Annotated in this window: 5 protein-coding genes; all 5 read right to left on the bottom strand. The window is 67.6% G+C overall.

The features are described 5' to 3' along the window. Positions 1–181: 181 nt before the first annotated feature. The 5 genes from alaS to dnaQ all read right to left on the bottom strand — a co-directional run bounded on the left by alaS (position 182) and on the right by dnaQ (position 5,964). A complete protein-coding gene (alaS, locus tag AAG565_RS14130; protein WP_348820277.1) occupies positions 182–2,803 on the bottom strand; it encodes an alanine--tRNA ligase in 2,622 nt (873 codons plus the stop codon). Positions 2,804–2,892: 89 nt separating this feature from the next. Beyond that, entirely contained in the window at positions 2,893–3,372 is a 480-nt protein-coding gene (locus tag AAG565_RS14125) for a regulatory protein RecX (protein WP_348820276.1), read from the bottom strand. Next, positions 3,353–4,375: a recombinase RecA gene (gene recA / locus AAG565_RS14120; RefSeq protein ID WP_348820275.1), complete on the bottom strand. Its 1,023-nt coding sequence runs from the start codon at positions 4,373–4,375 to the stop codon at positions 3,353–3,355. The genes AAG565_RS14125 and recA overlap by 20 nt, the downstream gene beginning before the upstream one ends. Before the next feature lie 179 nt (positions 4,376–4,554). Continuing rightward, positions 4,555–5,247, bottom strand: a complete 693-nt coding sequence (locus AAG565_RS14115) for an SDR family NAD(P)-dependent oxidoreductase (RefSeq protein ID WP_348820274.1) — start codon at positions 5,245–5,247, stop codon at positions 4,555–4,557. Positions 5,248–5,250: 3 nt separating this feature from the next. Further along, positions 5,251–5,964, bottom strand: coding sequence for a DNA polymerase III subunit epsilon (dnaQ, locus tag AAG565_RS14110; protein ID WP_348820272.1), 714 nt, complete (start codon positions 5,962–5,964; stop codon positions 5,251–5,253). Positions 5,965–6,000 lie beyond the last annotated feature (36 nt).

The raw sequence follows: 6,000 nt of genomic DNA, 5'->3' as shown, positions 1-6,000 counted from the left end.
AACAACCTGTCATGCATACAAATCGTTCCCACTCATCATGGCCGCCAGCCGGACGGCTCCCATACCGTCCAATCTACCCACTCAAATTTCAAGAGAGGCTTCTTTCTAGCTGGTCATTCCCGCGGGCGCGGGAATCCAGGACGCTGGACTGGATGCCCGCCTACGCGGGCATGACGGAACTTCAAAGTTTTGCCTCCACCCAAGCGTTAACGCTGTCGATCGCGCCCGGCAGGTGTTGCGGCTGCGTGCCGCCGGCCTGTGCCATGTCCGGGCGACCGCCGCCCTTGCCGCCAACCTGCGCGGCGACGAAGTTCACCAGCTCGCCGGCCTTGACCCTGCCGGTCAGATCCGCGGTGACCCCGGCGATCAGGCTGACCTTGTCGCCGCTGGCGGCGCCGAGCAGGATCACCGCCGAGCCGAGCCGGGACTTGAGCTGGTCCATCAGGCCGCGCAGCTCGCCCCCATCAACGCCTTCGACGCGCGCCGCGAGCACCTTGACGCCCTTGACCTCGCGCGCCTGGCTGGCGAGATCGCCACCGGCGCTCGCCGCGAGCTTGGACTTCAGTCCCGCGAGTTCCTTTTCCAGCTGTCGGGCACGGTCCTGCAGCTGCTCGATCTTCGCGCCCAGTTCGTCCGGATTGGCCCGCAGCAGGTCGGCCGCGCGCTTGAGCCTGTGCTCGGTCTCGCGCAGGTAGTGCAGCGCGTTCTCGCCGGTGATCGCCTCGATGCGGCGCACGCCGGCGGCGACACCGCTCTCGGCGACGATCTTGAACAGGCCGATGTCCCCAGTACGAGCGACGTGGGTACCGCCGCACAGCTCCGTGCTGTAGGGCCCCATCGTCAGCACGCGCACCTCGTCGCCGTACTTCTCGCCGAACAGCGCCATCGCACCGGACTCGATCGCGCGATCGTAGGCCATGACCTCCGCGGTCACCGGAACGTTGGCCAGGATCGCCGCATTGACACGGCGCTCGATCTCGGCGATCTCGTCGGCGCTCACGGCCTGGTTGTGCGAGAAATCGAAACGCGTGCGCTGCTCGTCCACCAGCGAACCCTTCTGCGCGACATGCGCGCCGAGCACATCGCGCAGCGCGCGGTGCAGCAGATGTGTCGCCGAGTGGTTGCGCATCGTCGCACGGCGCGTGCTCTCGGTGACCTCCGCCGTGACGGTGTCACCCACCGCGAGCGAGCCGGCCTTGAGCGTGCCGTGATGGCCGAACACTGCGCCCTTGATCTTCTGCGTGTCGGCAACCTCGAAACCGCCGATGTGGCCGCGATCGCCGACCTGGCCGCCGGACTCGGCGTAGAACGGTGTCGTGTCGAGCACGACGGTACCGCTGTCGCCGGCATCGAGCCGATCGACCGGCTGACCGTCGCGGTACAGCGCGACCACCTTCGCCTGGCCACGCAGGCCGTCGTAGCCGATGAAGCAGGTGTCGGCACCCTCGTAGGCCAGCGCACCGCCGGCCTTGAAGCTGCTTGCGGCGCGGGCGCGACTGCGCTGCGCGTCCATCTCGCGCTCGTAGCCGTCCATGTCCAGCGTCAGCTTGCGCTCGCGGGCGATGTCGGCGGTCAGATCGACCGGGAAGCCGTAGGTGTCGTAGAGCTTGAACACCACCTCGCCCGGAATCACGGCATCCCCCAGCTTGCCGATCGCCTCGTCGAGCAGCTTCATGCCCTTGTCGAGCGTGATCGCGAAGCTGTCTTCCTCGGCACGGATCGCCTTCTCGATGCGGGTCTGCTGTTCGCGCAGCTGCGGGTAGGCATCGCCCATGATCTCGGCGAGCGGCGCCACCAGCTTGAAGAAGAAAGGCTCGTTGATGCCGAGCTTGTAGCCGTGGCGGATCGCACGGCGCATGATCCGGCGCAGCACGTAACCACGACCCTCGTTCGAAGGCAGCACGCCGTCGGCGATCAGAAAGCTGGTCGCGCGGATATGATCGGCAATGACCTTCTGCGACGCGTTCGCGTACGGCTTCTGGCCCGCGATCCCGGCCACTGCATCGATCAGGTGCCGGAACGTGTCGGTCTGGTAGTTGTCGTGCGTGCCCTGCATCAGCGCGCTGATGCGTTCCAGGCCCATGCCGGTATCGACGCTGGGCGCCGGCAGCGGCGTCAGCGTGCCGTCGGCGGCACGGTCGAACTGCATGAACACGACGTTCCAGATCTCGATCCAGCGATCGCCGTCCTCGTCCGGCGATCCGGGCGGGCCACCGGCGATGCCCCTGGACCCATCCGGATCGTGGTCGTAGAAAATCTCGGTGCAGGGGCCGCAGGGGCCGGTGTCCCCCATCGACCAGAAGTTGTCGGACGCGTACTTCGCGCCCTTGTTGTCGCCGATGCGGATGATGCGCTCGGCGGGGATGCCGATGGTCTTGTGCCAGAGCTCGTAGGCCTCGTCGTCGGTGTGATAGACCGTGACGAGCAGACGGCCGCGGTCGATGCCGAGCCAGTCCTTCGAGGTGATGAACTCCCAGGCGAAGGCGATCGCGTCCTTCTTGAAGTAGTCGCCGAAGCTGAAATTGCCCAGCATCTCGAAAAACGTGTGATGACGGGCGGTGTAGCCGACGTTCTCGAGGTCGTTGTGCTTGCCGCCGGCCCGCACGCATTTCTGGCTCGACGCCGCGCGCGTGTACGGACGCTTGTCCTGGCCGGTGAACACGTCCTTGAACTGCACCATGCCGGCATTCGTGAACAGCAGGGTTGGATCGTTGCCCGGCACCAGCGGACTGGAGGGCACCAGCGTATGCCCCTTGCCCCTGAAGAACTCCAGGAAGCGGGCGCGGACCTCGTTGCTGTTCATGCGCGGGACAAATGGCGGGGACAAAAGGGGCGATATGGTAATCAAGCCCGCCGCGGCCGGCTACACGCAGAGCGGCGCGGCGAGCGCGGTTACTCAGCCCCGGGTTCGTCGCGCTTGAGCGCCGTCCTGATCTGTCCCGACTCGAAGCCGCGCGCCGCCAGATAGCGGTACTGCTTCTGCCATTCCGCCGCGCTCTGCGGCGGTTGCCCGAATCTGCGTGCGTGCACGGCGCAGGCGCGCGCGTCCCAGTCCACATCCGCCGCCTCGAATGCGGCGCGGATGATCGCATCCGCCACCCGTGCGGCCTCCAGCTCGGCGCGGACACGCAGCGGCCCGTAGCCCCGATCGGCACGGTTGCGCAGCAGCATCTCGGCATAGCGCGCGTCGGACTGCCAGCCGGCAGTCCCGAGACGCTCGACGATCTCCTGCGCCTGCCCCTCCTCGTGTCCGCGCCGGCCGAGTTTGTACTTCAGTTCGGCCGCGCTGTGCTCGCGGCGCGAGAGCAGGCGCAGGGCGGTCTCGCGTCCGCCCTGCGCATCCGGTTCCGGCTTACTTCTCTTCCGCCGCACCGGCTGCCTTGCGGTCCGGCATCATCTTCGCGCGGATCGCCCGCTCCAGTTCGTCGGCGACCTCGGAGTGCTCCTTGAGGAATGCACGCGCGTTGTCCTTGCCCTGGCCGATCTTGTCGCCCTTGTAGGCGTACCAGGCGCCGGACTTCTCGACCAGCTTGTGCTCGACGCCCAGGTCGATCAGCTCGCCGAGCTTGGAAATGCCCTCGTTGTAGAGGATCTCGAAATTGGCCTCGCGGAACGGCGGCGCGAGCTTGTTCTTGACGATCTTGACGCGGGTCTCGTTGCCGATGACCTCGTCGCCCTTCTTGATCGCGCCGGTGCGGCGGATGTCCAGGCGCACCGAGGCGTAGAACTTGAGCGCATTGCCGCCGGTGGTCGTTTCCGGAGAACCGTACATCACGCCGATCTTCATGCGGATCTGGTTGATGAAGATCACCAGGCACTTGGAGCGCGAGATATTGCCGGTGAGCTTGCGCAGTGCCTGCGACATCAGGCGCGCCTGCACGCCGACGACCGAGTCGCCCATCTCACCCTCGATCTCCGCCTTGGGCACCAGCGCGGCCACCGAGTCGATGACGATCAGATCGACGCTGTTGGAACGCACCAGCATGTCGCAGATCTCCAGCGCCTGCTCGCCGGTGTCCGGCTGCGAGATCACCAGATCCTCGACCTTGACGCCGAGCTTGGCGGCGTACTGGACGTCGAGCGCGTGCTCGGCATCGATGAAGGCGCAGACGCCGCCGGCCTTCTGGCATTCGGCAACGGCGTGCAGCGTCAGCGTGGTCTTGCCGGACGATTCCGGTCCGTAGATCTCGACCACGCGGCCGCGCGGCAGGCCGCCGATGCCCAACGCGGCATCCAGCGCCAGCGAGCCGGTGGAAATCACCTCGACGTCGCGCAACTGCTCGCCCGGCGCCATCTTCATGATCGCGCCCTTGCCGAATTGCCGCTCGATCTGTGCCAGCGCCGCTTCCAGCGCCTTCTTGCGATTGTCGTCCATGGGTCCCTGAGTTCTTGGAATGGCGAAGCGAACTGTGCCCTGCGCGAGGCTCAAAAGACGAGCCTGCGCACGGCGCTTCGCGCACGATTCCGTGAACCGCGGCACAGCTTGCGTCGGGAGAACCGCATTCTCCCACAGACCCGCAGCGGCGCGCAGGCCGGCCGCCCACGCGAATCCCGTCACCAGTCCACGATCCGGCGTTGCCGCAGCAGTACGCCGTTGGGGCCATCGGCCGGCAGCATCGCCGCCCACACCACGTCGGCGGCCGCGTCCTCGACCGGCCGCGGCGCGCCGGGTCCGCCCATGCGCGTGCGCACCCAGCCCGGATCGACCGCGTTGATCTTGACATCGCCGCGCGCCAGCTGGGCGAGCTTGAGCGTGACCGCATTGAGCGCAGCCTTGGCGATGCTGTACGCCGCCGGCCCACCGAGTCCGGCACTGAAGCAGCCGTAGCCGCTGCTCAGGTTGACGATGCGGCCGTGCCCGCGCGCGAGCATGCCGGGCAGCCAGGCGCGCGCGCACCACAGCGGACCGAGCGCATTGACCTCGATGGCCTCGACGAATCGGTGCGCCGCCGCGTCCAGCGCGTCACCTTCCGGGAAGATCCCGGCGTTGTTGATCAGCACATCGACCTGCACCCCCTGCGCGGACAGCTGCGCGGCGCAGGCCTGCACCGCGCCTTCGCGGCTGACGTCCAGCGCCAGCGGATGAACCGGCAGGCCGGTAGCGGCGAGTCCCGCGGCAGTGGCGGCGGCCGCGGCGCCGTCCCGCGCCGACAGGAACACCTGGAAGCCGGCCCGTGCGAGCTGGCGCGCCGTCTCCAGGCCGATGCCGCGATTGCCGCCGGTGACCAGCGCGGTGCGCCGGCTCAACGCTCAGGTCTCCGGCAGCTCGGCGGCCCACAGGCACTTGCCCTTGGCCGCGATCTTCTTGAGCCGTGCGTGATGCGCGTCCAGCTCCGCCGCGCTCGCCGCGATCACCGGCAAGGGGCCGTCACCCGCGCCGAGCAGCTCGACGAAACGCGAGCGGCGCGCCGTGCCGCCCCCCAGGTCGTCCAGGCTCAGACGGCTCTGGCCACCGGTCATCGCCAGATAGACGTCGGCCAGCAGGCGTGCGTCGAGCAGCGCGCCGTGTAGCTGCCGGTTGGAGTTGTCGATCTCATAGCGCTTGCACAGCGCATCGAGACTGACGCGCTGGCCCGGATGTAGCTTGCGCGCCATCGCCACCGTGTCGGTGATCGTGCAGGCGTCCTCGAGCCTGCCGCCGACACCGCAGCGCGCGAACTCCATGTTGAGGAAACCGACGTCGAAACTGGCGTTGTGGATGATCAGTTCCGCGCCGGCCAGGTAGCTCCACAGCTCCGGCGCCAGCTCGCGGAAACGCGGCTTGTCGGCGAGGAATTCCATGGTGATGCCGTGCACTTCCACCGCACCCGGATCGACTTCCTTCTCTTCGGGGTGCAGGTACTGGTGGTAGTCGTTGCCGGTCGGCCGGCGGTTGCGCAGCTCGACGCAGCCGATCTCGATCACGCGATGGCCCTGTTCGACTTCCAGGCCGGTGGTTTCGGTGTCGAGGACGATCTGGCGCATGGGGACCGGAATCGGGAATCGGGAATCGGGAATCGG

The organism is Fontimonas sp. SYSU GA230001, assembly GCF_040066175.1.
Taxonomy (GTDB): domain Bacteria; phylum Pseudomonadota; class Gammaproteobacteria; order Nevskiales; family Nevskiaceae; genus Solimonas.
Note: the sequence above shows the minus strand (reverse complement) of the source record. Positions and strands in the feature narration are given on the sequence as shown.